Below are 25,471 nucleotides of genomic sequence, written 5' to 3'. Positions count from 1 at the left end.
CCCCTCTATTGGCATGGTTTTGGGAATTCACCATACGGCAGGCTAGAGTCAAGGCTCCAATCAATTTTTCTGATGGCGCGGCCAAGCCAAATTTATACCCTTATCATTATTAGGTAATTAAAAAACAAAGCTCGCCACAATCCTGATTCGGCCAGTCATAACCGCAATTAAAATGCTGTAGCAATACAACAACCGCGACTAACTCTTTACCGGTTTCTTGGCCAGCATCCGTTGCAAAGTGCGTCTGTGCATGTTCAAGGCGCGCGCGGTGGCGGAGATATTGCCGTCGTTCTCACTGAGCACCCGTTGCAGATGCTCCCAGGTCACGCGCCGCAGCGACATAGGCTGCGGCGTCAGCGGCAGCTCCGGATTGGCCTGCTGCTGCTCGAAAGCGGCCAGGATCTCGTCCACCGTCGCCGGCTTGGCCAGGTATTGCACCGCGCCCAGCTTGGTGGCCTCCACCGCGGTGGCGATGCTGGCGTAGCCGGTCAAAATCAAAATGGCGCTGCGCGGGCAGGCGGCGTGCAGCGCCGGCAACAGGCGCAGGCCGCTATCCCCGTCCAGGTTCAGGTCCAGCACGATGCGCGCCGGCGTGTCGCCGGCCAGCTCCAGCGCCTGCGCCGCGGTCTGCGCCGCGCTCACCTGGTAGCCGCGCCGGCTCAAGGAGCGCGCCAGAATGGCGACGAAGGCCTCGTCGTCGTCCACCAATAGAAAATCCAGCATCAGGCTCCGTCCTTGTCGTCCACCAGCAGCGGCAGCCGCACTTGCGCGTGCACGCCGCCTTCCGGCCGGTTCAACAGCCGCAGCGAACCGCCCAGCCGCGCCAGCGTCGCGTGGCTCAGCATCACGCCCAGCCCCATGCCCACCGGCTTGCTGGACGGCAGCGGCGTCAGGCCGGCGCGTTCCAGCTGTTCCTCGGTCAGGCAGCCCTGGCTATTGCTGATGTCCAGCAGCAGCACGCCCTCTTCCAGCCGCGCCGCCACCGTCAACTCTCCGCCGCCGGCTTCGGCCGCGTTATTGATCAGATTGAAGAAGGCCGGCCAGAACGCCGGGTCCAGCGCCACCAGCGGGTCCGGCCCCTGCGGCGCCCGCCAGTCCAGCCTCACGTCCGGCCGCAAGGAACGCCAGCCGGCCAGGCGCTCGGTCAGCGCGGCGAACAATGCGCTCTCGCCCGGCGTCGACTCAGAGCCCAGCTTCAAGCGCGCCAAGGCATTGCCGCAATTGGCCAGCTGCGCCTTCATCAGTCGCAGATCCGCCATCAGCTCGGCGTCCGGCTGCCGCGTGGCCAACAACTCGTCCACCAGCAAGGTCATGGTATTCAGCGGCGTGGACAGGGAATGGGCGGCGCCGGCCGCTTGCATGCCCACCGCCAGCAGTTGTTCGTCGCGCAGCTGGGTTTCACGCGCCGCCGCCAGCGCCGCCTCGCGCAAGGCCAGCTGCTGCGCCAGCCAGGACACGAAGCCGGCGATAAGCAACGCCGACAAGGCGAAGCTCAGCCACATGCCGGTCAGGTGCATGGAGAAGATGTGCAGCGCGTTGACGTGGTCCACCGGCCAGGACAAATGCCATTCGAACAGCAGGCCGTAGGCCACGACGCTGGCCAGCGCCAACGCCCAGGCGAACAGGCCCGGCGACAGCAGCGCGGCGAACAGCACCGGCGGCAAAAACAGCGAGGCCAACGGATTGGCGGCGCCGCCGGTGAAGGCCAGCAGCTCGGTTAGCACCAGCACATCGGCGGACAAGCCCAAACGCAAGGCCAGCAAGGGGTCGCCGCCGCGACGCAGCCACCACGGCAGGCAGACGTTGACCGCGGCCAGCGTCAGCAGCGCCTGGATCAACAACGGCCAGGGCAGATAGACATGCTGCCACCAACAGGCCAAAGCCACGCTGGAACCCAGCAACAGCATCAGCCAGCGCAGCCAGCCTATCAGCCGCGCCGAGCGCGCGATGTCCGCGGTCAGGCCCAGGCGGGGGGAGGAAACAGGGAGTCCGGCAATCATGGCCGACACTTTATCACCATGCGGCAACGCACGGCGCTGCGACACTTTGCCGCATTGGGCCGCCACATCATGCAATTTAGAATTGTCACTCTCAAATTTGTTAACGTTAGTTTCTAAAAAATGCCTAAAAAACACTATTTGCTGCCGATTCCGCTGGTGCTCGCCGTCAGCCAAGCCTTTGCCCAGCAATTGCCGGAATTCCGCGGCGAGGAGGTTCTGGTCACCGCCACCAAGGCGGAACAGCCGCTGAAAATGTCGGTGGACCCGCGCGCACCGCGCCAGCCGCTGCCATCCGCAGACGGCGCCGGCCTGCTCAAGGGCCTGCCCGGCTTCAATGTGATCCGCAAGGGTGGCGCCTCCGGCGATCCGCTGCTGCGCGGCCTGGGCGGCTCGCGCCTGGCCATCCTCGCCGACGGCAACTTCGTGTTCGGCGGCTGCGGCGGCCGCATGGACCCGCCCACCGCCTATCTCTATCCGGACGCTTACGACGAGGTGAACGTGGTCAAGGGCCCGCAAAGCGTCAAGCTCGGCCCCGGCCTGATCAGCGGCGGCGTCAACTTTGAGCGCAAGACCAAGCGCTTCGACGAGGCCGGCGTGCGTTTCAACGGCAGCCTGACCGGCGGCAACGCCGACCGCAACGACGCCTATGCCGACGCCGCCTTCGGCTCCAGCCTGGGCTATGTGCGCGCCATCGCCAGCCACAACCACGGCGGCGATTACAAGGACGGCAATGGCCGCAAGATCCACTCCAGCTTCGATCGCGACAGCCAGACCCTGATCGCCGGCCTGACCCCGGACCGGGACACCACGCTGGAACTGGCGCTGGACCGCAGCCGCGGCCAGGCCGCCTACGCCGACCGCGGCATGGACGGCAGCAAGTTCGACCGCGACGCCTGGAGCTTCAAGGCCGAGCGCCGCAATCTCAGCGGCTGGCTGGACGCGCTGCGCCTGCAGCTGGGCCACAGCGAGGTCGACCATGTGATGGACAACTACTCATTGCGCCCGCAAACCACGCTGGCCGATCGCTCGGCGATGAATCCGGACCGCGCCACCGATACCGGTCGCCTGGGCGCCGACATGGCCTTCGGCGACTGGGAAGTCAGCGCCGGCTTCGACTGGCTGCGCGACCGCCATCGCAGCCGCATGGGCAAAGGTCCCAACACCGGCGCCTACGTGGACCAGCCGCGTACCCCCAATCAAAGCTTCGACAGCCACGGTGTCTACGCCGAGGCCAGCCACCCGCTGGGCGATGGCGGCAAGCTGATCGCCGGCCTGCGCCGCGACCAGACCCAGGCGGTGTTCGAGCCCAAGGCCGCGGCCATGGGCAAGCCGGCCCAAGCACGCCAGGAAAGCCAGTACCAACTCAACGCCGGCTTCCTGCGTTACGAACACAGCGCCGGCAACTGGACCCGCTACCTTGGCTTTGGCCAGGCGGAACGCGCGCCGGACTTCTGGGAGCGCAACAAGAGCGACAGCCTGAACAGCGAGATCAACCGCCAGTTGGACGCCGGCCTGCTCTATCGCGGCGACAAGCTGCAAGGCTCGCTGTCCGCCTACGCCAGCCGCGTGCGGAACTTCATCCTGGTGGAGGGCAAGCCCGGCCTCGTCGGTGGCAGCGCCCGCAATATCGACGCGCGCCGCTACGGTTTCGAAGGCGATCTCAGCTGGCGCTTCGCGCCGGAATGGACGCTGTCCGGCAGCCTGGCCTGGGTCTGGGCCGCCAACCTCGATGAACACCGCCCGCTGGGCCAGACCCCGCCGCTGGATGCCAAGGCGGCGCTGAAATGGGACAACGGCAAGTACGCGGCCGGCCTCACCGTGCGCGGCGTGCAGCGCCAGGATCGCGTGGCGCCGGGCCAGGGCAATATCGTTGGCACCGATATCGGCGTGACGCCGGGCTTCGGCGTGGTGTCGCTGGACGGCGGCGTGCGCTTGAACAAGCACGCCAAGCTCTTGTTCGGCGTCGACAACCTGTTCAACAAGGCCTATGCCGAAAGCGTCAGCAAGGGCGGCGCGATGGTGGCCGGCTACGAGCGAGTGGACCAGGTCAACGAGCCGGGCCGCACCGTGTGGAGCCGCGTGCAGCTGCAGTTCTGAGAACCTGCTCAATGCCTGCCGCGCGTCGCGCAATACGGCATTGAGCCGGCTCTGAGAACATGTTTACGATCTCGCGAGCAAGAGCGAGCCAAGGCGTTGCGGTTGAGAAAGCGGAATGTACCAGCGGTACATGAGCATTTTGAAGGTGTTTTCAACGCCGTATCGCCGCAGCGCAGCAGAGCGTAAACAGGTTCTGAGCCCGCGCCCTCTCGCCGCCAGGCCCCCAGTCTGCTAGGCTGGAGGCCTTTTGCCACCGCCCGCTCCCGCCGGATGAAAACGCCCTATCTGAAAATACTCGCCTGCGGCCTGACCCTGTTCATCCTGCTCGGTCCGCTGGTGGCGCTGCTGGCCAGCGGCGTGATGCCGATGATGGCTTATTTGATGGGCGCGATCCCGGCGCTGGGTTTCGGGCTGCTGCTCTGCCTGCTGCGCATGCTGCTGGCCCGGCCCATCGCCGGCTGGCAGCAAAGCTGGCCGCGCTGGCTGCTGGCCCTGGTCGCCTTCCTGCCCGGCGCCTTCAGCGGCAGCGTGATCACCTTTGTCTACGCCCGGCTGGCCGAACCGCTGCTCTACAACGACATCATGAACCTCTACCTCGGCGCCATGGCCGGCGGCGTCTGCAACGCGCTGTTCTGGCTGATGCGCTTCGGCGCGCCTAAACGCCCGAGCTAGACAAAAAGAAAGCCCGCCGAAACCGGCGGGCTGCAACCAATTGTTTAGAGAGCTGGCTGCGTCAGGGCCAGCACCACCAGCATAGCCGGAATCCCCCGCCGCTCCCATGCGGCGAATTGCCGCAGTGCCAGCGTCTGTTCAAAGTCTCGCGAGCAAGAGCGAGACAAGGCGAAAACGACTGGGAGAGCGGAATGTACGCGTGGTACACGAGCATTTCGAGGGCGCACTCCCCGTGCCACGCCTCACGAAGCGCAGCGGACTTGGAACAGTTTCTCAGCGCCGTCTCAATCCGGCCTCCAGCCCGCCGCCATCGCGGTTGGCCAGGCTGAGCCGCAAACCATGCAGCTCCGCCACCCGCTCGACAATGGACAGGCCCAGGCCGCTGCCGGCCACATCCTGGCCCGGCGGCCGGAAGAAGCGCTCGCGTATCCGCTCCAGCCACTCCGGCGCCACGCCCGGACCGCGGTCCTGCACCGTCACGCTGTCCTCGTCCAACACCAGCCGCGCCGTGCCGCCTGTCGCGCCGTAGCGAACCGCGTTTTCCAATAGATTGCGCAACATCAGCGTCACCAGGGTTTCATCGCCGCTCAAGGGCAAGACCCGCTCCGGCGCACATCGCCACTCCGTCTCCAGGCTCACCTTCTTGCCCGCCGCCTCCGCCGCCAGTTCCGCCAGCAGACGCTCCACCAGCGCCGCCCAGGCGATGGGCTCGCCTTGCCGCGGCTGGCTCAAGGGATCCAGGCGCGACAATGCCAGCAACTGCTCCACCAAGCGCGTGGCGCGATCTATGCCCAGCATCAACTGTCGCAGCGCATGCCGGCGCTTGGCTTCATCCGGCAGCAGCTCCAGCACCTCGGCCTGCACCCTCAGCGCCGCCAGCGGCGTGCGCAGCTCGTGGGCGGCGTCGGCGGTGAAGCGCCGCTCGTGCTCCAGCGTGGCGGCGATACGGGCGAACAGCGCATTGAGCGCGTCCACCAGTGGCAACACCTCCTGCGGCACCTCGCGCGGCACCGGCTCGCTATCGTCCGGCGCGCGCCGGGCGATGCCGGCGGCCAGGCGCTTCAGCGGTCCCAGCTCGCGACGCACCGCCATCAGGATCAGCAACAGCATCACCGGCAAGCCGATCAGCCATGGCAGCAGCTGGGCGGACACCACTTTCAGTACCATATCGTGGCGCAGGCCCTGCTTCTGCCCTACCGCCACCAGCCGCGAACCATCCGGCGCGGCCAGATAAATCAGCCGCCAGTTGTGATCGCTGTCCTTGCCGCGATAATCGTGGAAGCCGCGCCGTTCCGGTTCATAATCGAAACGGCGGCCACGGCCGTCGCTGAGTAGCAGATTGCCGTGGCGGTCCCACACCGCCAGGCCGAAATCGTCATTGTCCATCTGCCCCTTGTCGGCGTGCTTGAGCAGGTGCTTGAGCTTGGGCAGATCGACCAGGGAGTTCTCGCTGACCTCCACTAACAGCAGTTGGCGGGCGAACTGCCCCATCTGGGTATCGAACAGTTCGTCCACCTCCTCGTGCGCCAGCCAGGCGGCGGTGGCCGACGCCACCAGCCAGATAAGCGGCACGATCAGCAACAACAGCAGCAGCAAGCGCGCCTGCAGGCTGCGCGGCCTTCTCATGCTGGCTCTCCCAAGGTGTAACCCACGCCGCGCAGGGTGCGGATGAAGGCGCTGCCCAGTTTCTTGCGCAAATGATGCACATGCACTTCCACCGCATTGCTCTCCAACTCCTGGCCCCAGCCGTAAAGCTTGTCCTCGATCAGCTCACGCGGCAGCACCCGCCCCTTGTGGCTGAGCAGCAGCTCGAGCAGCGCCAGTTCGCGCGCGGTCAACTCCAGCGGCGCGCCGTCCAGCGTCGCCGCGCGCGCCACCGGATCCAGACAAAGACGGCCATGCCGCAATTCCGGATGGCTCTGGCCATGGCGGCGCCTATGCAGCGCGCGCAGCCGCGCAGCCACCTCGGCCAGCGCGAAAGGCTTGACCAGGTAGTCGTCAGCGCCGGCGTCCAAGCCGCCGACGCGGTCAGCCAGCGCGTCGCGCGCGGTCAACACCAGCACCGGCACATCCTGGCCGCCGCGCCGCCACGCCGACAGGATGTCCATGCCGTCCATGCCCGGCAGCCCCAGGTCCAGCACCACCGCGTCGTAGGGCGCGGCGCTCAGCGCCGCCAGCCCCTGCTTGCCGTCGCGAAACCAGTCCGCGACAAAGCCCAGCTGCTCCAGGCCCATTTTCAGCCCGTCGCCGATCTGGGCATCGTCCTCCACCACCAAAACCCGCATTTTCTGCCTCTCCGTCGCCGGGCGTTCATTCTCTTGCCGAAGCCTAGCGCGCTCTCGCCGCCGGAACAACCGCGCCCTCCTTGGACCCGATTGCAACACGCGCCTCTTAAGACAATCTTAAACCCTAGACACGGAAGAAATTTCATCGCGCCGTCACCGAAATCTCACGCGGCTGTCACTTGCCGCAGGCAGCATCGCCTGCAGTTCTCAGGACGACGGAGCCGCCATGCAGCCAGACCCCGCCCCCGACAGCGCCAGACAACTGCGCGCCATCTGGATTTCCGACGTCCACCTCGGCACCTCCGGCTGCCGCGCCGACCATCTGCTGGACTTCCTGCGCTGCCACGAATCCGAATACCTGTACCTGGTCGGCGACATCGTCGACGGCTGGCAGTTGAAGAAATCCTGGTACTGGAAGCAAAGCCACAACGATGTGGTGCAGAAAGTGCTGCGCAAGGCGCGCAAGGGCACCAAGGTGATCTACGTTCCCGGCAATCACGACGAGGCGGCGCGCCAATACGCCGGCCTGGACTTCGGCGGCATCGCCATCCGCCAGGAAGCGGAACACCGCACCGCCGACGGCAAGCGGCTGCTGGTGCTGCACGGCGACGAATTCGACGGCGTGATCCAGTACGCCAAATGGCTGGCCTATGTCGGCGACAGCCTCTACACCCTGATCCTGGAGCTGAACCGCGGATTCAATTGGGCGCGGCTGAAGCTGGGCCTGCCTTATTGGTCGCTGTCGCAATACCTGAAGCACAAGGTCAAAAACGCGGTCAACTTCATCAGCAATTTCGAAACCATTCTCGCCGGCGAAGCGCGCCGGCGCGGCTTCGACGGCGTGGTCTGCGGCCATATCCACAAGGCCGAGGTCCGCGACATCGACGGCATTCTCTACGGCAATAGCGGCGACTGGGTGGAAAGCCTGTCCGCGCTGGTGGAGCATCCGGACGGACGGCTGGAAGTGCTGTACTGGACCCAAATGGGACAGCCGGCCGCCACCTTGCAAGCCCAAACGGCGCAAGCCGACCACAAGGAGACGACATGCGCATCCTGATTGTCACCGACGCCTGGCTGCCCCAGGTCAACGGCGTGGTTCGCTCGCTGACCGAAACCGCGCGCGAGCTGAGCGGCTTCGGACACCAGGTGGAAATGATCACGCCGCAGGCCTTCCACACCCTGCCTTGCCCCACCTACCCCGACATCCGTCTGTCGCTGTTTCCCTACCGCAAAGTGGCCGACCGCATCGCCGCCTTCGCGCCGGACGCCATCCACATCGCGACAGAGGGCCCATTGGGTCTGGCCGCGCGCCGCTATTGCCTGCGTCACGACCTGGCCTTTTCCACCGCCTATCACACTCGCTTTCCGGAATACGTGCACGCCCGCTGCCGGCTGCCGCTGGCGCTCAGCTACGCCTGGATGCGCCGCTTCCACAACGCCGCCCATTGCGTGATGGTGCCCACCCAGTCCATCGCCGACGATTTGAGCGCCCGCGGCTTCCAGAACGTCAAGCTGTGGAGCCGCGGCGTGGACACCGCGCTGTTCAGCCCCGGCCCTCGCGAACGGCTGGACGGCACCGCACCGCCGCGCTTCGTCTACATAGGCCGGGTGGCGGTGGAAAAGAACATCGAAGCCTTTCTCAAGCTGGAGCTGCCGGGCAGCAAATGGGTGGTGGGCGACGGCCCGCAGCTGACGCGGCTGAAACAGCAGTATCAAGACGTCCACTTCGCCGGCATCTTCCCGCAACAGGAGCTGGCGCGCTTCTACCGCGCCGCCGACGTTTTCGTGTTTCCCAGCCTGACCGATACCTTCGGCCTGGTGCTGCTGGAGGCGATGGCCTGCGGCACGCCGGTGGCCGCCTACCCGGTGGCCGGGCCGCTGGACGTGGTCGGCGACAGCGGAGCCGGCGTGCTGGACGCCGACCTGCGCACCGCCTGCCTGAAGGCGCTGGAACTGGACCGCGGCCATGTTCGCGCCATCGCCGAGCGCTATTCCTGGCAGGCCGCCAGCCGCCAGTTCGAGCAGCACTTGCGTCCTGCCCGGCTCGCGCTGGGCGCGCCGCTGCCGGACCCAAAGGCCGGCTGAGGCCGGCTTGCATTGGCCGTGGCCGAGTCGTATAGTGAAATGGTCAACACGACAGGGAGGGTTCCGAATGCTTTCATGGCAGAATGCCGGCGGCCATCCAGTGATCCACGCGTTGAGCATCGGCCAATAAACACGGCCAGCCAAATCGGCTCAGTCCGCAACGCCAAGCCAGCCTCCAAGACGGAGCAGCAGCAGTCCCGGCCCGGCCGGTCCGCCAAATTCAGAGTTAGCAAACTTGAAATTACCGTTTGTCGATTTGCCAATAAGAAAGAAGCGGTTGGTCTTTCTGTGATGTCCATCAAGGACACAAGCGCGGTGGTCAGTCATGATGACGGCTCCGCCACGATACGGCATCGTCGTTGCGCTGTCTTTGACAGCCCGTTCTTTGGTAACGGTCTTGCGGCTAGGTTGTGGTAGTTAAGGCCGGCAAGGGTAAAGCGCACAGTATTTCTCTATGATGTTGTCTGAGAGGGCGTCCCGCCATGGTGACGCCCTCTTTCGTTACATCGCCGGCAAATAACGCACAGCGATAAACACATCAGAAAACAATCGTTCGGCGGCGGCGACAATGTCGGTTAACATGCTGTTCCAATTGAATTTAACGTCGACCTCGCCGCGCTTGCCCAGCAAGAACAAGCGGCGATGCGACAAACCGGTTAAAATCGGCCCCATACTTTTCGAGCTTCTACTTCATAAATTTAGCGAGCAGCAAACCTTATGTCCTCTCCCAACCTGACCTCCGAAAAGGTCCTGTCCGTCCATCACTGGAACGACACCCTGTTCAGCTTCACCTGCACCCGCGACGCCGGCCTGCGCTTCATCAACGGCCAGTTCGTGATGATAGGCCTGGAAGTCAACGGCAAGCCGCTGATGCGCGCCTACTCCATCGTCAGTTCCAACTACGAAGAACACATGGAGTTCTACAGCATCAAGGTACAGGATGGTCCGCTGACCTCCCGCCTGCAGCACCTGAAGGTGGGCGACACCGTGATGATCAGCAAGAAGCCCACCGGCACGCTGGTGCAGGACAATCTGCTGCCCGGCAAAAACCTCTATCTGCTGTCCACCGGCACCGGCCTGGCCCCGTTCATGTCCATCATCAAGGACCCGGACGTGTACGAGCGCTACGACAAAGTGATCCTGACCCACGGCGTGCGCTGGGTCAGCGAACTGGGCTACCACGACTACATCACCAAGGAACTGCCGGAAAACGAATTCTTCGGTGAAATGGTGCGTGAAAAGCTGATCTATTATCCGACGGTCACCCGCGAACCGTTCCGCAATCAGGGCCGGCTGACCGACCTGATCACCAACGGCAAGCTGTGCGCCGATATCGGCCTGCCGCAGCTGAACCCGGAACACGACCGCGCGCTGATCTGCGGCAGCCCGTCCATGCTGCACGATCTGTGCGAAATCCTGAACGGCATGGGCTTCAAGGAGTCGCCGCGCATGGGCGAGCCGGCCGACTACGCGATCGAACGCGCCTTCGTCGAAAAATAAGCCCGAGCCTGGCTCGCAGCAAAAACGCCATCCTTCACGGATGGCGTTTTTCATGTTCCGGCGACGCGCGTTATCCCGCGCCCACCGGACAGGGAAAGCGTGCTTACTTCAGCACGCTTTCCAGTGCCTTCAGGCACAAGGCCACGTTCTCGCGGCGCGCGCCGTAGCCCATTAGGCCGATGCGCCAGGCCTTGCCGGCCAGATCCCCCAGGCCGCCGCCTATTTCCAGGTTGTACTCCTGCAACAGACGATTGCGCGTGGCCGCGTCGTCTATGCCCTCGGGAATATACACCGCGTTCAGCTGCGGCAAGCGCGCGGCGGCGTCGACCACGAACTTCAGGCCCAGCTTCTCCAGGCCGTCGCGCAAGAGCAGATGCATGTCGCGGTGGCGCTGCCAGGCGGCTTCCAGCCCCTCGCCGGCCAACTGGCGCAGCGACTCATGCAACGCGTACAAGGCGTTCACCGGCGCGGTGTGGTGATAGCTGCGCTTGCCGCCGCCCCAATAGGCCATGACCAGGGTCTGATCCAGAAACCAGCTGGGCACCGCGCTTTGCCGTGCCTGCAATTTTTCCACCGCCGCCGGCGAAAACGACAGCGGCGACAGACCGGGCACGCAGGACAAGCATTTCTGGCTGCCGGAATACACCGCGTCCACGCCCCATTCGTCCACCCGCAGCTCCACCCCGCCCAGCGAGGTCACCGCGTCGACGATGCTGAGGCAGCCGTGGCGTTTGGCCAGCGCGCACAGCGTCTTGGCGTCGGACAGCGCGCCGGTGGAAGTCTCGGCATGAACGAAGGCCAGGAAGCGTGCGTCCGGATTGGCTTTCAAGGCGCTCTCCACCGCGTCCGGGTCCACCGGCTGTCCCCAGAGGCTGTCCACCAGCACCGGCACCGCGCCCAGGCGCACCACGTTCTGACGCATGCGCTCGCCGAACACGCCGTTGCGGCAAACGATGACCTTCTCGCCCGGCTCCACCAAATTGACGAAGCAGGCTTCCATGCCGGCCGAACCCGGAGCCGACAGCGCCACCGTCATCGTGTTTGAGGTCTGGAACGCGTATTGCAGCAGGCTTTTCACCTCGTCCATCATGCCAACGAACAAGGGGTCCAGATGGCCAATGGTGGGGCGAGCCTGGGCGGCCAGCACTTCCGGGTAGACATCAGATGGGCCCGGCCCCATCAGGATGCGGCGCGGCGGATGGAAAGCGGAAACTTGCGGGGCGACTAGCATGGCGGCTCCTTAAGCGCGAAATGAACGGATCAAGCGATGACGATGCCGGGGCATGCGGTCGGCATCGAGCGTCTGAGTGTAACAGCATCCCGCCGCCGCGCGCGCCTGTCCGCCCGGCGGCCGGCCAAAAGAAAAGGAGGCCGAAGCCTCCTTTGAATCCTGGCCTCCCTGAGGGGCCTGTTTTTTTTAGCGAGCCAGACGCGAGGTCCGGTTTATTTGGCAGCCGATGCAGCGGCCTTCTTGGCCTTGCCGGCGTGCTTCTTGTGCGAAGCGGCTTTCTTTTCCACTTTCTTGGCCGGAGCGGAGGCCTCGGCCTTGGCGGCCTGGGCTTTCTGCGCCGGAGCGGAGGCTACTTTCTTGGCCTGCTTGGCGTGCGGCTTTTTAGCGGCGTGCTTCTTGGCCGGAGCGGAAGCTTCGGACTTGGCGGCCTGGGCTTTCTGGGCGGCGGCGGAAGCGGCCTTCTTCGCATGCTTGGCGTGCGGCTTCTTGGCGGCGTGCTTGGCCTTGGCCGGAGCGGACGCTTCAGCCTTGGCGGCCTGGGCTTTTTGCGCCGGAGCGGAAGCGGCTACCTTTTCGCCTTTCTTGGCGTGGTGAATCTTGGCCGGGTGCTTTTCAGCTTTCTTGGCGGCCGGTGCCATTTTGGCGACCGGGGCGGAAGCAACCGGCTTGGCGGTTTCGGCGGCGAAACCAGCGGCGGAGCTCAGGCCGAAAGCGGCGGTCAGGGCAAGCAGAGTCAGTTTGTTCATGATGCATCTCTCCAGTTTCAGTCTTGGGAGCCTCGAGCTCCCGTTCACCGATCACATCGCGCCGGGTTTGGCGCTTCCTTGAGACGTATCCTAGTCCTGCCCCCTGCCCGGGTCTGTTAGTCGCTTGTAAGCCCGTGTAACGTCAAGTACGGCATGTTCTCAACGCTTCCTCTGCGCGGTCGTCACCTGGTACACCCCGCCGAACAAGGTGCGCTTGTGCCAGTCGAAATCGTCGGCCGCTTGCGCGTAATCGCGGATCTCGTGCGTCCACAGCGCCTCGGCGAACGGTTCCAGCACGCGGTTCACCCATTTGAGCAGCCAGCCTATCGGCTGCCATGGCTTGGGCCTGTGGTAATCGACGAACACCGCGCGGCCGCCGGCCGGCACTTGCGCCAGCATATTGTCAATGATGGCGCGCTTCAGATGATCCGGCACCTCGTGCAGCAGGAAGAAGCTGCAGATCAAATTGAAGTCGTCCGCTTCCAGCCGGTAATCGCCGGCATTGGCGCGCACCACCGCGGCCTGCGGCCGGTCGCGCAGCTTGCGCTCGGCGTGCTCGATCTGCACCGGGGTAATGTCGGTAAGCACGAAACGCCCGTCCTCGCCCACCCGATCCGCCGCGCGCTGCACCAGGTCGCCATAGACATGGGCTACCTGCCACACTTTGTCGCCGGGACGGATCTGCTCCAGATAGGCGCGCATCAGCCTTTGATCGTTGAAGAACAACAAGACGCGTACCACCAGATTGCGATCCAGCCAGCCGGCCTTGCGCGGGTTGACGTAAGCCCAGTCGTATACCTGGGTCATGTATTCCGGCACGCCCTCGTAATACGGGTCGACCGGCAGTTTGGGGTGGTTTTGAGTCATCGCACAGCCATCTGCAAACAGGAGAGTTTCCAGACTAGCAAAACCGGCCGGCGGATTTTTTGAGGCAAGCCAAGAAGCTGGCGGATAGGCCGGCGGCAGCCCGCCTTTCGTCCTGGCCATTTCTGGGGGCAGGCTAGCCAGTTCGCCCAGCGGCCGGCTCACGCTCTTGCGAGCCCGCAGGAACAAGTTCTAAGAACCTGTTCAAAGTCTGCTGCGCTGCGGCGATACGGCGTTGAAAACAAGCTCAAAATGCTCATGTACCACGAGTACATTCCGCTTTTTCGCTCGTTTTCGCCTTGTCTCGCCCTTTCTCGCGAGACTTTGAACAGGCTCTAACGCGCCACATACACCAGGGCGAACAACAGCAGCCACACCAGATCCACCATATGCCAGTAGGCGGCGGCGGTTTCCACCTCGTCCATCGCCCCCGGCTGGTAACGGCCGTCGCGGGCCAGCCACCATACCGCCGCCACGATCACCATGCCCAGCACCACGTGCAGGAAATGAAACACCGTCAACGACAGGTAGAACATCCAGAACTCATTGCTGGACAAGGTGATGCCCTGCACCGCCTTGCCTACCAGCTCATAGCCTTTCAACGCGAGAAAGCCGCCGCCAGCCAGCAGGGTCAGCGCCAGCCAGCGCCGTCCGGCGCGCTGCCTGCCGGCGGAAAAAGCGCTGAGCGCGGCCAGCATGGCGGCGCTGCCGGCCAGCAGCAACAGAGTGTTGAGCGTGGGCAGGCCCAGCTCCAGCCCGCCCTGCCCTGCAGTGAACAACGCCGGCTGTTGCCGACGCGCCCAGGCATAGACCAGGAAGAACACGCCGAACACCGCCAGCTCAGCCAGAATGAAACACCACATCGCCAGATCGCCCGGCACGCGGCGCTGCTGCGGCGCGCTCAGTTCCATATGGACAGCCCTCTCCCTGCCGCCGCTCCAGCCACCGTCAATCCTCGCGCTTGCCAGTGACGAAGAAGCTGATCACATACAACACCAGCCCGCAGAAGAAGCTGATACCGAACACCCAACGTCCCCAATAGATGGGCATGATCCGTTCCTGCGTCTCCATGAAGGACAGCGGCGTGGCGGACATGCGCTGCAACCATACCTGGACCGCGCCGGCGGCGGTCAGGCACAAGGTGATGGCCACGATGGACAGGGTCATCACCCAGAACGCGGTTTTTTCCACCTTCTGCGCCTGCGCGCAATTGGCCTCGCGTCCGCGCAGCAGCGGCATGGTGTAGGAGATCATGGTCAGCACCACCATCACGTAAGCGCCGTAGAAGGCCATGTGGCCGTGGGAGGCGGTCACCTGGGTGCCATGGGTGTAGTAGTTGACCACCGACAGCGTGCCGATGAAGCCCCACACCCCGGCGCCGAGGAAGGACATCACCCCGGTACCCAGCGCCCACAGCGTGGCGGCCTGGTTGGGGTGTTCGCGGCGGCGGCGTTTGACCATATTGAAGGCGAACAGGGTCATCATGAAGAAGGGCACCGGTTCCAGCGCGGAGAAGATGGAGCCCCACAGCTGCCAGTAGGCCGGCACGCCTATCCAGAAATAATGGTGGCCGGTGCCGATGATGCCGGTGATCAGCGTCATGGCGATGATCAGGTACAGCCATTTTTCGATCACCTCGCGGTCCACCCCGGTCACTTTCACCAGCACGAAGGCCAGCATCGCGCCCATGATCAGTTCCCACACGCCTTCCACCCATAGGTGCACCACCCACCACCAGTAGTACTTGTCCAGCACCAGGTTGTTGGGATTGACGAAGGAGAACAGGAAGAACACGGCCAGGCCCCACAGGCCCAGCATCATCACGATGCTGATGCTGGTCTTGCGGCCAGCCAGCAGGGTCATGGACAGATTGTAGAGGAAGGACAGCGCCACCAGCACGATGCCCACCTTGGTGATCAGCGGCTGCTCCAGATAGCCGCGGCCCATGGTGGGCAGCAGATCGTTGCCGGTGAGCCGGGCCAGTTCATGGTAAGGCAGGCCCAGGTAGCCGAGTATGGTCAGCGCGCCGGCCACCAGGAACACCCAGAAGGTGATGATGGCCAGCCGCGGGCTGTGCAGTTCGCGCTCGCTCTCCTCCGGGATCAGGTAGTAGCCGGCGCCCATGAAGCCGAACAGCAGCCAGACGATCAGCAGGTTGGTGTGCACCATGCGGGCGGTGCCGAAGGGCACGGCGGGAAACAGGAAATCGCCGATCACGTATTGCAGGCCGATGATCAGGCCAAACACGATCTGGCCGATGAACAGGCCGATGGCGGCGATGAAATAGGGTTTGGCCACGGCCTGCGAGCGGTAGCGCACCTGCGCGACGGCTGCGGTCGCGCCGCGCGGCGGCGTGGCCACGGTAGCGTTGCTCATTGTGTTCTCCAAAGATAAAGGGATGGGACGGGATCAGCCCTCGATATTGGGCGGCCAGTTATTGGTGTTGATCTGCGACGCGTACTTCAGGAAGGCCACCAGGTCGTCCAGCTCGGCCGGGTTCAGATGGAACTGCGGCATCTGGCGGCGGCCCGGCGCGTTGGTCGGCATCGCCTGCATCCAGCCCTTGATGAATTCCGGGCCGCGGCGCACGTAGACGTTGCCCAGCTCGGGCCCAAAGTAAGCGCCCTCGCCCAGCAAGGTGTGGCAGCCGCCGCAACTGCGCGTCTCCCAGATCTTCTTGCCGCGCACCGCCTGCTCGGTGAGCTGGGCCTTGGCGTTATGGCTGGGCAGGGCCAGGGTGGTGTCCAGGGTCAGCCCCAGGAACAACAGAAAAAAGAAAACCGAGCCGCCGTAAAAAATATTGCGGGCGGTCGATTTGGTGAAGCTCGCGCTCATCATGTCCTCCTCGAATGCTTGCACCGCCGGCGCGGTACTCGGGCCGAACTGTACGGATTCGGGCATCCCGGGAGCATTGATTCGAATCAACGATTTCCGGCCGTCCGCCTTCCTACACTGGCGCCATCCGTCATCGCCAACCGCAAGGAGGCCGCCATGATCCGCCCCGTCACCCTTCTTCCCCGCGCCGGACTGAGCGCCGCCGCCCCGCCCTTTCCGCCCGGCAGCGTCGCGCTCTTGGGCGCCGGCCCCGGCTGCGCCGATCTGCTCACCGTGCGCGCCGCGCAGCGCCTGGCCCAGGCCGACGCGGTGCTGTACGACCACCTGATAGACGCCGAGATCCTGCGATTGGCACCACCCTCGGCCCGGCGCGTCTGCGTCGGCAAGCGCGCCAGCCGCCACACCTTGCCGCAGGCCGAAATCAACCAGTTGATGATCGCGCTGGCGCGCCAGGGCCTGCGCGTGGCGCGGCTGAAGGGTGGCGATCCCTTCATGTTCGGCCGCGGCGGCGAGGAGATGCGCGCGCTGCTGGCCGCCGGCATCCGCTGCGAGGCGGTGCCGGGCGTCAGCGCCGCGCTGGGCGCGGCGGCCAGCCTGGCGCTGCCTCTGACCCACCGCGACTACGCCCAGGGCTGCCGCTTCGTCACCGGCCACCGCCGCGAAGGCGCGTCGGCGCTGGCCTGGACCGCGGACAGCGGGCCGGACGAAACCGTGGTGGTCTATATGGGCTTGGGCGAGGCCGCCCATATCGCCGAGCAGTTGCTGAGCCACGGCCGCGCGCCGGACACGCCGGTGGCCATCGTCGAACAAGCCTGCATGCCGGGCGAGCGCTGCGTCTGCGGCCGCTTGTCCGAGCTGGGCCGGCTGGCGGAGCAATACCGGCTGCGCGCGCCGGCGCTGTTGATCATAGGCGGCGTGGTGCGTCTGCATCAGGAGCTGGCGGCGCTGCGCGCGGCGCTGGGCCATGGTTTGGGATTCCTTGATCCCGGTCATTCTGCCGCCCCCGCCGCCGCGGCCATACTGCGCGCTCCATCCCACGAGTACACGCCATGAGCGCCATCGACACCCTTGTTGAGCAACACCGCGCCTGCGACGCGCGCTTCGCCGATTGCGAAACCGCGGCCCGCGCGCAGGACTGGGCCTTGGCCCTGAGCCATTTCCAGGCTTTCCGCCGGGAGATGGAAGCGCATTTCGCCGTTGAAGAAGACGCGCTGTTCCCGGCTTTCGAAGCCGCCAGCGGCAGCAGCATGGGGCCGACCCGCATCATGCGCATGGAGCATCAGGACATGCGGGATTTGCTGGAGGACATGGACGAGGCGCTGGCCGCGCAGCATCTGCAAGCTTTCCTGGGCCTGAACGACACCCTGCTCATCCTGATGCAGCAACACAATATGAAGGAAGAAAACGTGCTCTACCCCATGTGCGCGCAAGCGCTGCCGGAAATGGCGGAGTTGATTGCGGAGGGCGCGCAGCCATGACCCCGCAAGACCTGCGCCACCTGGCGCCGCCCGAACCTATGGAGATCATCCTGGACGCCGCCGAACAGATGCGGCCCGGCGACAGCCTCGCCTGGGTGCTACCCCACCATCCCACTCCGCTGCTGCCCATGCTGGAAAAAGCCGGCCTGCTTTATCGCTTTGAACTGTCGGGAGACGGCGGCGTCGTGCTGATTCTTAGTGCCGGTTCAAAGTCTCGCGAGCAAGAGCGAAACAAGGCGAAAACGGTTGAAGAAGCGGAATGTACAGGTGGTACATGAGCATTCTGAAAGCGTTTTTAACGCCGTATCGCCGAAGCGCAGCAGACTTTGAACAGGCTCTGAGCCGGCTATGAGCCAGGCCTGGCTAGACTACCAGCAGGCGCCGCCACTGTGGCTGCCGCTGGCCCATATGCTGGCCGCCCCCGGCTGGCTGCTGGCCCTGGCAGCCTTGCTGGCGGCGCTGCCGGACGGCGCGCCCTCGCGTTTCCAGCCCGAGGTGCTGGCACTGACCCACGCGCTGGCGCTGGGGGTGCTCGGCAATGCGATGCTGGGGTCCTTGTGGCAGTTGCTGGCGGTGACGGCGGGGGTGTCGATTCCGCATCCGCGCCGGTTGCTGCTGGCTTGTTTCCTGCCCTTGCAGGCCGGCTGCGCGCTCCTGGTAGCCGGTTTCCAGCAGGGCCTGTCGCCGCCGTGGCTGCAGGCGGGCGCCGCGCTGCTGACGCCGGCCTTGCTGACGCCGGCGCTGTTCGGCCTGCGCGGCTTGCTGCGCAGCCCGGCGCGGGACGCCGGCAGCCGGGGCCTGCGGCTGGCGCTATGTGCGCTGGCCGTCGCCGTCGGCTTTGGCGCGGCCCTGGTCTTGTTGCTGGGCGGCCGCGTCGCGCTGCCCTTGGGCCCCTTGCTGGACAACCATGTGCTGTGGGCGGCGCTGGGCTGGCTCTTATTGCTGCTGCTGTCGGTGGCGCGCACGGTGATCCCGATGTTTCTGGTCACGCAGCCGCCGGCGACGGGACGGCTGCCGCGGGAGACGCTGTTGTTCGGCCTGCTGTGCCTGGGCGGCGTCGCGCTGACCTGGGACGCGCCCGCCACCGTCTCCGGCCTGCTGGCCGCCTTGGCGCTGTTCGTGCTGTGGCAGGGCCTGCGGCAATTGGACGCGCTGCGGCGCAGCCAACGCCGCGCCGACCCCTTGCGCCGCGGCTGGCGAGCCAGCGTGGTCTGGATGATGACGGCCACGCCGTGCGCGTTCGCCGCGCGCTTGCTGCCGCTGTCGGAAGCGCCGCCCATGCTGGCCGGCTGGCTCTGGCTAGGCGGCTTCGGCCTGGGAGCGGTGCTCTCCATGCAGGGCAAAATCTTGCCCTTCCTCGCCTGGCTGGACCTGAAACAGCGCGGCCTGCCCAGGCGGCAATTGCCGGCCACCCATGAATTGCTGGGCGAGGCCTCCCACCGCCGGCTGCTGCGCCTGCACGGCGTCTGGGTCGGCTGCGGCCTGGCCTGGATCGTCGGCGGCTATCGCCTGCCGCTGTTCACCGCAACGCTATGGCTGGGGCTGTACTGGGCCGGATTGGCCGTCGCCTTGCTATCCCGGCACCGTGGCAGCCTTCGCGTCACTCACTAAGAATCTGTTTACGATCTGTGCGTGTCGGCGATACGGCGTTGAAAACAAGAGAAAAAGCGGAATCTACACACGGTACATAAGCATTTTGACGCTGTCCTCTCTGTGTCACCACTCACGAAGCGCAGCGGACTTTGAACAGGTTCTAAGCCATTCACGCGGACAACCGCTCAGCCCCTTGGCGCCGCCGATTATCGGCCTGTTCTTGCCCGACCACAGAACATGGTAAAAAACATAGGCATAATCTGGGCATTTTTCAGGAGCGTCGACCTCGTGTACCGCGCCAAGGGATTCACTCTGTTCGAACTGGTGATCACCATCGCCATCGTGGCCATCGTGCTGGGTATTGCCGTGCCGTCCTACCGTTTCACTATAGACAGCAGCAATATCGTCGCGGAGCTCAGTGATTTGAAAAACGATGTCATGTACGCACGCAGCGAAGCCACCCGCCAAGGACTCAATGTGCTGATCTGCAGCTCCAGCGACGGCCAGACCTGCAGCGCCTCGTCCAACTGGGCCAATGGCTGGATCGTGATGCTGCCGACCGGCGGCGGCTGCACCGTCAGCGCCGGCCTGACCGCGCAGACCGGCGGCCTGCTGCGGGTGCGCCGCGCGCTCAGTTCCGGCGACAGCGTGGCTTTTGCGCCATCGGGCAGCAACACCAACCAGGGCATCTGTTTTTCCAGGATAGGCAGCGGCAGCACCGGCAAATTCACCCTGGCCACCGCCACCGCCGCCACTGCGCCAAACCAGTTGAACAAGCAATGCCTGTTCGTCACCGCGGTGGGCCTGCCGCATACCGTGGCTTACGGCATCAGCGATTCTGTCGGGAGTTGTTGAGCGTGGGACATCTCAAGCGCGGCATCCAAGGTTTTACCCTGCTGGAAGTGCTGGTGGCGTTGCTGATCGTTTCCATCGGCCTGCTCGGCCTGGCCGGCCTGCAAGTGGCGGCGATCAACAACACCAATACCTCCCGCGTCCGCGGGCTGGCGGCGATACAGGCCGGCAGCCTGGCCGCCGCCATGCACGCCAACCCTGCCTATTGGCAAAACATCACCGCGTCCACCACAGTGGCGAACATCCCGGCCTCCGGATCCTGCGCCAGTTCCGCCTGCACCGCCTCGCAAGTGGCCGGCTACGATGTGGCGACCTGGACCAACGACCTGGCCAGCCTGGCGATCCCCTCGGCCAGCGGCGGCTTCCAATGCACGCCGGCCAATGCCAGCGGACCGGTGACTTGTACCATCACCATCAGTTGGTCGGAGAAAACGGTGAATGTGAATTCGCTGAGCTCCACCGCCAGTTCCGCGATCAGCACCGCGTCTTATCAAATGGTGGTGCAGCCATGAACACCCAGCGCAGAACCCTCGCCTCGCGGCGCCACAACCGCGGCATGACCTTGATCGAATTGATGGTGGCCATCACCGTCGGCCTGTTCCTGCTGCTGGCGATGTACGCGATCTTCGTGTCCTTCAAGCTGACCAGCCAGTCTCAGAACGGCCTGGCCCAGATGCAGGACGACCAGAGGATGTCGATGACCATCCTGTCGCAGATCGCGCAGTCGGCCGGCTATTTCGGCAATGTGCAGACCCAGTTGGTGAATACCGCGCTGTTGGCCGACAACAGCACCGTCAGCGGCGTCAGCTTCAGCGCCGGCCAGGCCCTTTTTGGCACGGACAGCGGCTCGGCAACAGCGCCTGACACCCTCTACATCCGTTTCCAAAGCCTGCAGAACGACGGCGTGCTCAACTGCCTGGGCAATACCAATACCGCCAGCGCCGGCACCGTCACCTATATCAATCAGTTGGCGGTGGCCTCGTCCACCCTGCAGCTCACTTGCGGCATCAACGGCGCCGCCGCCCAGCCCATCGTCGGCGGACTGGCCAGTCCGGTGACCACCTGCCCCAGCATAGGCTATCGCGGCATCAGCAATATCCAGTTCCTGTATGGAGTGGACCCGGGCAATACCGGCTCGGTCACCCAATATGTAACCGCCGGCTCGGTCACCAACTGGTTGAATGTGCGCTCGCTACGCGCCACTCTCTCCATGCAGTACTGCGGGCAAATCGGCGCGGCCCCGGTGACGATTTCCTTTCCCCGCTTCATTTTCCTGCCCAACCAGATATGAACGGACCGCGAAGGGAGGCTGCCATGAAACGATCGCCCAAAGGCATAGCCCTGATCACCGGCCTGCTATTCCTGATCATCGTGACCCTGCTGGGCGTCGCGCTGATGCGCAACTATGGTCTGCAGGGTCGCATGGCCGGCAATTTCCGCGAGAAGGGCCGTTCCTTCGAATCGGCGCAAGCCGCGCTGCAATACGCGGAGTGGTGGCTGTCTCAGGGCAATGTGCCCACCGCGCTGTCCTGCTCCAGCCTGGTATCCAGCGCCACGGTCTGCTCCAACGCCATTTCCAATCCCACCACGCTGCCATGGACCGTCGGCGTCAACTACACCCCCAGCGGCATGAGCACCAGCGGCGGCGGCAGCGGCTTCTCCACCAATCCGCAGTTCTACATCCAGTATCTGGGCGTCAACGCCGTCAACGGCGGCAATGTCTACCGAATCACTTCGGTAGGCTACGGCGGCAACGCCCAGGCGGCCACCGTGCTGCAATCCACCTATGTGGTGGCATCGTCTTTCACCAACCGGGGCCGCTAGCAGCCGAAGGAGTCGCGCCATGGACCATTCAAACAGACAAGCTTGCCGCAACAGCCTCTGGGCGCTGGCCGGCGCACTGTGGGTGTCCTCGACCTGGGCCTCGACCCTGAACGTCGTCGACAACTTCACCGGCGCCACCAATACCGTGAACTGGTACGCCTACGGCGCGCTGTCGGCGGCCAACTCGACGCTGGGCATCGCCAGTGCAGGCGCCTGCCTGACCGCCGGCACCACTTCCAGCTCCAGCAGCGGAGCGGCCAGCCCCAGCAATGCCGGCCAGATCCCGATGTGCGGTTCCGGTTCCGGCGGCGCCACCGGCACCATTCCGGACGCCACCGGCAGTGGCGCATTGCGGCTGACCAATAACAGCGCCCACCAGACCGGCGGCATCATCTACGCCGGCGACAGCAGCGGCAACGCTTTCCCGGCCAATACCGGCATCAACGTCACCTGGACCAGTTACAGCTACGGCGGCAGCGGCGCGGACGGCATGACCTTCTTCCTGCTGTCCTCGCCGCAGCAGCTGTTCACCGGCAATCAACCCAGCCGGCTGGGCGCCAACGGCGGCTCACTAGGCTACTCCTGCTCGCAGAACGGCTCCAACCCGACCGACAAAACCGTCACCGGCAGGGGCATGACCGGCATTCACAACGGCTTCCTCGCCATCGGCATGGACGAGTACGGCAACTTCTCCAACAAAAATGATGCGACGGCAAGCGGCAATAACGGCGGTACGCCGAACGCCATCGTGATTCGGGGACAAGGTGATATCAGTAACGACACCAATCCATTCAACACATACTCCCCGTCCACAATTTCCAGTATTTGCAGTAGTGGCTCATCCAGTGGCAGCTCGGTTAATGATTACCCCTTCTATCGCTTGAACGGTACCAGCAACGGCACCTATGTGCTGCCGTCCAGCGCACCGCTATACACCAGCGCCACCACCCGGGCCACGGCCAAGCCCATCAGTTATCAGTTGCAGATCACCACCAATAATCTGCTGACGCTGAAGTACAGCTATAACGGCGGCGCCTGGACCACGGTCACCAACCCGGCGGTCAACATCACCAGCATCAGCGGCGCGCTGCCGTCTTATCTGAGCTTCGGCTTCGCCGCGTCCACCGGCGGTTCCACCAACTATCACGAAATCACCTGCTTCCAGGCCGCGCCGTTGACGACATCGGCCAGCTCCGCCGGCTCCAACAACCAGCAGACCGCCCAGGTGCAAACCGGCACCCAGGCCTACTTCGCCTATTACAACGCCAACAACTGGTTTGGCGGCGTCACCTCCAACTCCATCGTGGCCAACTCCACCACCGGGGTGGTTTCGGTGTCGAGCACGGCCAGTTGGGACAGCTCCTGCAACCTGACCGGCGGCGCCTGCACCACCACCGGCACCACGCCGGTGGCCTCGCCCATTCCCAGCACCGATCTGAACTCTCCAGCCAATCGCACCCTGGTCACCTGGAACGGCAGCGCCGGCGCGCCGTTCGAATGGGCCAACCTGACCTCCGCTCAACAGACCAGTCTGGGCAGCTCCAATGTGCTGCAATTCCTGCGCGGCGACCGCAGCAATGAAGTGGGCGGCTCCGGCACCCAGGCTTACCGCAGCCGCACCAGCGTGATGGGCGATGTGATCAATGCCAGCCCGGTATGGATAGGACCGCCGGCGCAAGGCTATGCCGCCACCTGGAGCGACTACCTGAACACCTCCACCACGCAGCCGGAGAACGGCAGTTCCGCCACCAGTTACCCCAGCTTCACCTCGACTTACGCCACTCGGCCCAATGTGGTCTATTCCGGCTCCAACGACGGCATCATGCACGGCTTCCGCACCGGCTCCTACACCAGCGCCGGCGCCTACTCCACCAGCACCGTGGCCAACGACGGCTACGAGGTGATGGGCTATGTGCCGGCCGCGGCGATCTCCAACCTGGCCAGCTACAGCAACATCATTTACTCCCACCAGTATTTCGTCGACGCCACTCCCGGCACCGGCGATCTGTTCTACTCCAACAATTGGCATACCTGGCTGGTGGGCGGCCTGGGCGCAGGCGGCCAGGCGATCTACGCGCTGGATGTGACCAACCCGGCCACCACCACCTCCACCAGCAGCGGCAATGCCAGCGAAACCACGGCGGCCAGCCAGGTGGTAGGCGAGTGGAACGCGTCCAATATCAGTTGTACCTATACCAACGGCAGTTGCGGCAGCGACCTGGGCTATACCTATGGCACCCCGGTGGTGGCTCGCTTTCACAATGGCAAGTGGGGGGTGATCTTCGGCAACGGCTACAACAGCTCCACCGGCGTCGCCGCCATCTTCGTGATGATGGTGGACCCGAGTACCGGCGCCAAAACCTTCTACGAGTACTCGACCGGCTACGGCCCCAGCAAGGACCCCACCAGCAACAGCAGCAACAACGGCATTTACTACACCACCGCCACGGATCTGGATGGAGACAACATCACCGACTACATCTACGCCGGCGACCTGTTCGGCAACGTCTGGCGCTTCGATGTCACCAACACCGATCCCACCAAGTGGGCGGTGTCCTCCTACGCCGGCACCAAGCAGCCGCTGTTTTCCACCCCCACCAACGGCTCCGGCACCAGCAAGAGCCTGCAGCCCATCACCACCAAGCTGATCGTGGGCTCGATCAGCGCTTCCGCGACCCAACCGCGGCTGATGGTGTATTTCGGCACCGGCCAGAAGATTCCGATGACCACCACCTCGGGCAATACCTACGCCAGCGGCAACCAGGGCTTTTATGGTGTCTGGGACTGGAATATGGCCGGCTGGAACGGCGTATCGTCGGCCCAGTACGCCAGCAGCACCACGCCCAGCGGCACGCTCACCACCAGCAGCCTGGTGGCCCAGACCATAGCCGGCACCTCCACATCGTCCAGCACCACGGTGACCAACTATGCCGGCACCAGCAATAACGCTGTCTGCTGGGCCGGCACCTCGGCCTGCTCCTCCGGCAACACCCAGTACGGCTGGAAACTGGTGTTTCCCAACAGCAGTTCCAACGAACAATTGATCTACAATCCGCAAAGCCAACTCGGCGCCATCGTGTTCAACACCACGATTCCCGCCGCCAACAACGTGACCTCCTGCACCAGCAGCGTGGACACCGGCTGGTCTTATGCGCTGAATCCGGTAAACGGCGGCAATTTCCCCAAGTCCTTCTTCGCCAACAGCTCGGGGAATTTTTCCGGTGTCAGCAATTTCATGATCAACGCCATCCAGGCCAGCGCGGTGGGTTCCTTCCAGTCCGTCGGCTATAACGGCAGCCGCTACCTGGTGTATCAGACCTCGTCCGGCTACGTCACTGGCAACATCATCGGCGTCAACCCCGGCGCGGCCGGCCAGGGCAACCGCCTGACCTGGATAGAACTGCGCTGA

26 protein-coding genes are annotated in these 25,471 nt (G+C 64.5%); 14 read left to right on the top strand and 12 right to left on the bottom strand.

Going from position 1 to position 25,471, the window contains the following annotated elements:
* Positions 1-198 precede the first annotated feature (198 nt).
* On the bottom strand, positions 199-723 hold the full coding sequence (locus tag VI26_RS09320) for a response regulator transcription factor (protein ID WP_048409450.1): 525 nt from the start codon (positions 721-723) through the stop codon (positions 199-201).
* Positions 723-2,000, bottom strand: a complete 1,278-nt coding sequence (locus tag VI26_RS09315) for an ATP-binding protein (protein WP_048409673.1) — start codon at positions 1,998-2,000, stop codon at positions 723-725. Before VI26_RS09315 ends, VI26_RS09320 begins: the two co-directional genes overlap by 1 nt.
* Before the next feature lie 120 nt (positions 2,001-2,120).
* Here VI26_RS09315 and VI26_RS09310 point away from each other — a divergent pair, with 120 nt between their 5' ends.
* Together VI26_RS09310 and VI26_RS09305 are read left to right on the top strand one after the other, a co-directional pair.
* The gene (locus VI26_RS09310; protein ID WP_048409449.1) at positions 2,121-4,097 is read left to right on the top strand and encodes a TonB-dependent copper receptor; all 1,977 of its coding nucleotides are present in this window, start codon (positions 2,121-2,123) and stop codon (positions 4,095-4,097) included.
* A 270-nt stretch (positions 4,098-4,367) separates the two neighbouring features.
* Positions 4,368-4,769, top strand: a complete 402-nt coding sequence (locus tag VI26_RS09305) for a hypothetical protein (protein WP_048409448.1) — start codon at positions 4,368-4,370, stop codon at positions 4,767-4,769.
* A 273-nt stretch (positions 4,770-5,042) separates the two neighbouring features.
* On the opposite strand, the gene qseC is transcribed toward VI26_RS09305, so the two are convergent.
* The gene (qseC, locus tag VI26_RS09300) at positions 5,043-6,395 is read right to left on the bottom strand and encodes a quorum sensing histidine kinase QseC (protein WP_048409447.1); all 1,353 of its coding nucleotides are present in this window, start codon (positions 6,393-6,395) and stop codon (positions 5,043-5,045) included.
* Positions 6,392-7,054 carry a response regulator gene (locus VI26_RS09295; RefSeq protein WP_048409446.1) on the bottom strand — a complete coding sequence of 221 codons (663 nt, stop codon included), beginning with the start codon at positions 7,052-7,054 and terminating at the stop codon, positions 6,392-6,394. The genes qseC and VI26_RS09295 overlap by 4 nt, the downstream gene beginning before the upstream one ends.
* Before the next feature lie 226 nt (positions 7,055-7,280).
* Between VI26_RS09295 and VI26_RS09290 the strand changes: the two genes are divergently transcribed.
* Both VI26_RS09290 and VI26_RS09285 read left to right on the top strand, forming a co-directional pair.
* Positions 7,281-8,111 carry a UDP-2,3-diacylglucosamine diphosphatase gene (locus tag VI26_RS09290; RefSeq protein ID WP_048409445.1) on the top strand — a complete coding sequence of 277 codons (831 nt, stop codon included), beginning with the start codon at positions 7,281-7,283 and terminating at the stop codon, positions 8,109-8,111.
* Positions 8,099-9,139: a glycosyltransferase family 1 protein gene (locus tag VI26_RS09285; RefSeq protein ID WP_048409444.1), complete on the top strand. Its 1,041-nt coding sequence runs from the start codon at positions 8,099-8,101 to the stop codon at positions 9,137-9,139. The genes VI26_RS09290 and VI26_RS09285 overlap by 13 nt, the downstream gene beginning before the upstream one ends.
* Before the next feature lie 150 nt (positions 9,140-9,289).
* Here VI26_RS09285 and VI26_RS24490 read toward each other — a convergent pair whose 3' ends face one another.
* Both VI26_RS24490 and VI26_RS24485 read right to left on the bottom strand, forming a co-directional pair.
* Positions 9,290-9,466 (bottom strand): hypothetical protein, encoded by a 177-nt coding sequence (locus tag VI26_RS24490; RefSeq protein WP_156183820.1) that lies wholly within the window; start codon positions 9,464-9,466, stop codon positions 9,290-9,292.
* 174 nt (positions 9,467-9,640) lie between these two features.
* Entirely contained in the window at positions 9,641-9,811 is a 171-nt protein-coding gene (locus VI26_RS24485) for a hypothetical protein (RefSeq protein ID WP_156183819.1), read from the bottom strand.
* A gap of 45 nt (positions 9,812-9,856) precedes the next feature.
* Between VI26_RS24485 and VI26_RS09280 the strand changes: the two genes are divergently transcribed.
* Entirely contained in the window at positions 9,857-10,639 is a 783-nt protein-coding gene (locus tag VI26_RS09280; RefSeq protein ID WP_048409443.1) for a ferredoxin--NADP reductase, read from the top strand.
* A gap of 103 nt (positions 10,640-10,742) precedes the next feature.
* Here the strand turns inward: VI26_RS09280 and VI26_RS09275 are convergent, their stop codons facing one another.
* The 6 genes from VI26_RS09275 to VI26_RS09250 all read right to left on the bottom strand — a co-directional run bounded on the left by VI26_RS09275 (position 10,743) and on the right by VI26_RS09250 (position 16,381).
* Complete coding sequence (locus VI26_RS09275; RefSeq protein ID WP_048409442.1) at positions 10,743-11,870, bottom strand: alanine--glyoxylate aminotransferase family protein; 1,128 nt, start codon at positions 11,868-11,870, stop codon at positions 10,743-10,745.
* A gap of 212 nt (positions 11,871-12,082) precedes the next feature.
* Complete coding sequence (locus tag VI26_RS24985; protein WP_048409441.1) at positions 12,083-12,616, bottom strand: hypothetical protein; 534 nt, start codon at positions 12,614-12,616, stop codon at positions 12,083-12,085.
* 159 nt (positions 12,617-12,775) lie between these two features.
* On the bottom strand, positions 12,776-13,483 hold the full coding sequence (rquA, locus tag VI26_RS09265) for a rhodoquinone biosynthesis methyltransferase RquA (protein ID WP_048409440.1): 708 nt from the start codon (positions 13,481-13,483) through the stop codon (positions 12,776-12,778).
* 332 nt (positions 13,484-13,815) lie between these two features.
* Positions 13,816-14,391 carry a cytochrome c oxidase subunit 3 gene (locus VI26_RS09260; protein ID WP_048409439.1) on the bottom strand — a complete coding sequence of 192 codons (576 nt, stop codon included), beginning with the start codon at positions 14,389-14,391 and terminating at the stop codon, positions 13,816-13,818.
* A 37-nt stretch (positions 14,392-14,428) separates the two neighbouring features.
* On the bottom strand, positions 14,429-15,856 hold the full coding sequence (locus tag VI26_RS09255) for a cbb3-type cytochrome c oxidase subunit I (protein ID WP_048409438.1): 1,428 nt from the start codon (positions 15,854-15,856) through the stop codon (positions 14,429-14,431).
* 33 nt (positions 15,857-15,889) lie between these two features.
* Positions 15,890-16,381, bottom strand: coding sequence for a cytochrome c (locus tag VI26_RS09250; protein ID WP_269473792.1), 492 nt, complete (start codon positions 16,379-16,381; stop codon positions 15,890-15,892).
* A gap of 90 nt (positions 16,382-16,471) precedes the next feature.
* Here VI26_RS09250 and cobA point away from each other — a divergent pair, with 90 nt between their 5' ends.
* The 9 genes from cobA to VI26_RS25240 all read left to right on the top strand — a co-directional run bounded on the left by cobA (position 16,472) and on the right by VI26_RS25240 (position 25,471).
* A complete protein-coding gene (gene cobA, locus VI26_RS09245) occupies positions 16,472-17,368 on the top strand; it encodes a uroporphyrinogen-III C-methyltransferase (RefSeq protein WP_082150979.1) in 897 nt (298 codons plus the stop codon).
* Positions 17,365-17,793 (top strand): hemerythrin domain-containing protein, encoded by a 429-nt coding sequence (locus VI26_RS09240; RefSeq protein WP_048409437.1) that lies wholly within the window; start codon positions 17,365-17,367, stop codon positions 17,791-17,793. The genes cobA and VI26_RS09240 overlap by 4 nt, the downstream gene beginning before the upstream one ends.
* Entirely contained in the window at positions 17,790-18,071 is a 282-nt protein-coding gene (locus VI26_RS09235; RefSeq protein ID WP_082150978.1) for a DUF2249 domain-containing protein, read from the top strand. Before VI26_RS09240 ends, VI26_RS09235 begins: the two co-directional genes overlap by 4 nt.
* A 70-nt stretch (positions 18,072-18,141) precedes the next feature.
* On the top strand, positions 18,142-19,404 hold the full coding sequence (locus tag VI26_RS09230; protein WP_048409436.1) for a hypothetical protein: 1,263 nt from the start codon (positions 18,142-18,144) through the stop codon (positions 19,402-19,404).
* 270 nt (positions 19,405-19,674) lie between these two features.
* The gene (locus tag VI26_RS23225; protein WP_053074340.1) at positions 19,675-20,241 is read left to right on the top strand and encodes a GspH/FimT family pseudopilin; all 567 of its coding nucleotides are present in this window, start codon (positions 19,675-19,677) and stop codon (positions 20,239-20,241) included.
* A gap of 2 nt (positions 20,242-20,243) precedes the next feature.
* A complete protein-coding gene (gene pilV / locus VI26_RS09220) occupies positions 20,244-20,750 on the top strand; it encodes a type IV pilus modification protein PilV (protein WP_053074339.1) in 507 nt (168 codons plus the stop codon).
* Entirely contained in the window at positions 20,747-21,529 is a 783-nt protein-coding gene (locus VI26_RS09215) for a prepilin-type N-terminal cleavage/methylation domain-containing protein (protein ID WP_048409434.1), read from the top strand. Before pilV ends, VI26_RS09215 begins: the two co-directional genes overlap by 4 nt.
* Before the next feature lie 23 nt (positions 21,530-21,552).
* Positions 21,553-22,062: a PilX N-terminal domain-containing pilus assembly protein gene (locus VI26_RS09210; protein ID WP_053074338.1), complete on the top strand. Its 510-nt coding sequence runs from the start codon at positions 21,553-21,555 to the stop codon at positions 22,060-22,062.
* A gap of 19 nt (positions 22,063-22,081) precedes the next feature.
* The gene (locus tag VI26_RS25240; protein ID WP_053074337.1) at positions 22,082-25,471 is read left to right on the top strand and encodes a pilus assembly protein; all 3,390 of its coding nucleotides are present in this window, start codon (positions 22,082-22,084) and stop codon (positions 25,469-25,471) included.

The sequence above is a fragment of the Chromobacterium sp. LK1 genome, from assembly GCF_001043555.1.
In the GTDB taxonomy this organism is placed as follows: Bacteria; Pseudomonadota; Gammaproteobacteria; order Burkholderiales; family Chromobacteriaceae; genus Chromobacterium; species Chromobacterium aquaticum.
This window is presented reverse-complemented; position numbering and strand designations above follow the sequence as displayed.